2 protein-coding genes are annotated in these 2,468 nt (G+C 64.9%); both read right to left on the bottom strand.

Annotated features, from left to right (window positions below; genetic code table 11):
* On the bottom strand, window positions 1-939 hold a 939-nt coding region (locus MOV75_RS34575; protein ID WP_247007583.1), incomplete at its 3' end, for a homoserine dehydrogenase.
* Between the two features lie 29 nt (window positions 940-968).
* Window positions 969-2,189, bottom strand: coding sequence for an LL-diaminopimelate aminotransferase (locus MOV75_RS34570; protein ID WP_246931967.1), 1,221 nt, complete (start codon window positions 2,187-2,189; stop codon window positions 969-971).
* Window positions 2,190-2,468: the final 279 nt, after the last annotated feature.

The raw sequence follows: 2,468 nt of genomic DNA, 5'->3' as shown, positions 1-2,468 counted from the left end.
GACCACGGCGGATGCCGTCGCGGCGCCGCCGGCGCCGGGACCGACAAGCGTGATCGGCGGAATGCCCTCGCCGTCGATCGTGACCGCATTGGTGACACCCATCACCTGCGCGATCGAGGAGGATTTGGGGACCATGGTCGGATGCACGCGCTGCTCGATGCCCTTGGCGGTGCGCACCGCAACGCCGAGCAGCTTGACGCGGTAGCCGAGATCGGAGGCCGCGCGCAGATCTTCCGGTGCGATGGACGAGATACCTTCGACATACACCGCGCTTTGAGCAACTTTCGTGCCGAAGGCGAGGCTGGCAAGGATTGCAAGTTTTTGCGCGGTGTCGTGACCATCCACATCGAAGGACGGGTTGGCCTCGGCATAACCGAGCCGCTGCGCGTCCTTGAGGCATTCGGCGAAGGACAGACCTTCCTGCTCCATCCGGGTCAGGATGTAATTGCAGGTGCCGTTGAGGATACCGTAGACGCGGTTGATGCCGGTTCCGGCGAGACCCTCGCGCAACGTCTTGATGACGGGGATCGCGGCGCCGACGGCTGCCTCATAATTCAGCGCACCGCCGTGCTTTTCGGCCGCCTTGGCGAGCTTGAGACCGTGCTTGGCCAGCAGCGCCTTGTTGGCGGTGACGACCGACTTGCCGGAGCTGAGTGCGGCCTCGACCGCCGACAGGGCGGGATCGCCCGCGCCACCCATCAGCTCGACGAAGCAATCGATGCCGGGATGAGTGGCCAGCGCCATCGGATCCCTGGCCCATTCGACGCCGCGCAGATCGACGCCGCGCTTCTTCGCCTTCGAGCGCGCGGTGACGGCAACGACACGGATGCCGCGGCCGCTGCGGCCCGCGAGCACACGGGCCTGCGTTTCAATCAAACGGACCACTTCGGCGCCCACGGTGCCGAGCCCCGCTATGCCCACTTTCAGGGGTGCAACCATGATGTCTTAGAAAACCTGCCGAAGAGAACTTAACGCCGATTGGCGAGCGGAACGACGTTGTGCAACGTTTCGATGCCGCTTTCAAGGAAGCGTCGCACGCCGCGCGCGGCCTGCCTGATCCGTTGCTCGTTTTCCACCATGGCGATGCGGACATATCCTTCACCATGCTCGCCGAAGCCGACGCCGGGCGACACCGCGACGCCGGATTTCTCGACCATCAGGGTCGCGAACTGCATGCTGCCGACGCTGCGGAAGGCTTCCGGCAGCGGCACCCAGGCGAACATCGAGGCCTCCGGCGGCGGAATCTCCCAGCCTGCGCGGCCGAACGATTCAACCAGCGCATCGCGGCGCTTGCGGTAGGTGTCGCGCATCTCCTTGACGCACTCGTCAGGGCCGTTCAGCGCCGCGGTCGCCGCGACCTGGACCGGCGTGAAGGCGCCGTAATCGAGGTAGGATTTGACGCGGGCGAGCGCCGCGATCACCCGCTCATTGCCGACCGCGAAGCCCATGCGCCAGCCGGCCATCGAATAGGTCTTCGACATCGAGGTGAACTCGACGGTGACATCGATCGCACCCGGCACCTGGAGCACCGAGGGCGGCGGATTGTTCTCGTCGAAATAGACCTCGGCATAAGCGAGATCGGACAGGATCAGGATCTCGTGCTTCTTCGCGAAGGCGACGAGGTCCTTATAGAAGTCCAGGCTCGCGACATAGGCGGTCGGGTTCGAAGGATAGCAGACGACGAGCGCGAGCGGCTTCGGGATCGAATGCACGATCGCCCGCTCCACCGCCTCGAAGAACTGCGGCGTCGGCTCGGAGGGCACCGAGCGGATGACGCCGCCCGCCATCAAAAAGCCGAAGGCGTGAATCGGGTAGCTCGGGTTCGGACAGAGGATGACGTCGCCGGGCGCCGTGATCGCCTGCGCCACATTGGCAAAGCCCTCTTTCGAGCCGAGCGTCGCCACGATCTGAGTGTCGGGGTTGAGCTTCACGCCGAAGCGGCGGGCGTAGTAGCCGGCTTGGGCCCGGCGCAGTCCGGGGATACCGCGGGACGCCGAGTAGCGATCGGTGCGCGGCTTGCCCAGCGTCTCCTTCAGCTTCTCCAGCACATGCGCCGGGGCCGGCAGGTCCGGATTGCCCATGCCGAGGTCGATGATGTCGGCGCCAGCATTCCGCGCGGCCGCCTTGGCCCGGTTGACCTGCTCGAACACGTAAGGCGGAAGGCGGCGGATGCGGTAAAATTCTTCCATGGCTCTCTGGGCTCCGGGCAACCGGTCAAGACAGAATCGACAGGACGGACGACGATTCGGAAAGGCGCTCAGGATCGTCGTGAAAACTACTCAAAATCAAATGCTTAGAGCAATCATCGACAACGAAGACTGAAGTCGTTCGCCCTGACTCTCGGCTGAACCGGGATCTTTTAGCACGGCAAGGCGGGGGCGCCAGCGATTACCTTGCGGCGCCTCATTTCGCGTCCTTGCCGGCAGCGGCCTGGCGATCGCGCGCGGCGGCGAGCTCGGCCTCGATCT

Source organism: Bradyrhizobium sp. PRIMUS42, assembly GCF_023006515.1.
In the GTDB taxonomy this organism is placed as follows: domain Bacteria; phylum Pseudomonadota; class Alphaproteobacteria; order Rhizobiales; family Xanthobacteraceae; genus Bradyrhizobium.
The sequence above is the reverse complement of the archived record's forward strand: the minus strand, read 5'-3'. Positions and strand labels throughout refer to the sequence as shown.